The sequence below is a fragment of the Streptomyces sp. GbtcB6 genome (assembly GCF_019091475.1).
Lineage (GTDB): Bacteria > Actinomycetota > Actinomycetes > Streptomycetales > Streptomycetaceae > Streptomyces > Streptomyces hyaluromycini.
This window is the reverse complement of record NZ_JAGXJL010000544.1, coordinates 1-229: the sequence shown is the minus strand read 5'-3', so window position 1 is coordinate 229 and position 229 is coordinate 1. Positions and strand designations below refer to the sequence as shown.

Genomic DNA, 229 nt, shown 5'->3' with positions numbered 1-229 from the left:
CCAGGTCGCCGCCACCGCCGGAGTTGGTGCGCGGGGCCGACGCCGGGGAGGTCGTCGACCCGGACGGGGCGGGGGACGCGGAGGACGTGCCGGTCGCCGAGCTCTCCGAGGACGCCGGGGTGGTGGTCTCGGCGGGCGGCGGGGTGGCCGGGGTGTCCTCCGACTCGGCGGCGGCGGGCGACGGGGACGGCGAGGACGCCTCGGTGGTCGGGCAGTCCCTCGTACCGCC

1 protein-coding gene is annotated in these 229 nt (G+C 80.3%); it reads left to right on the top strand.

What is annotated here, in order from left to right:
- A partial coding sequence (locus tag KVT45_RS55930; protein ID WP_217562816.1) for a hypothetical protein occupies positions 1–229 on the top strand: 229 nt, incomplete at both ends.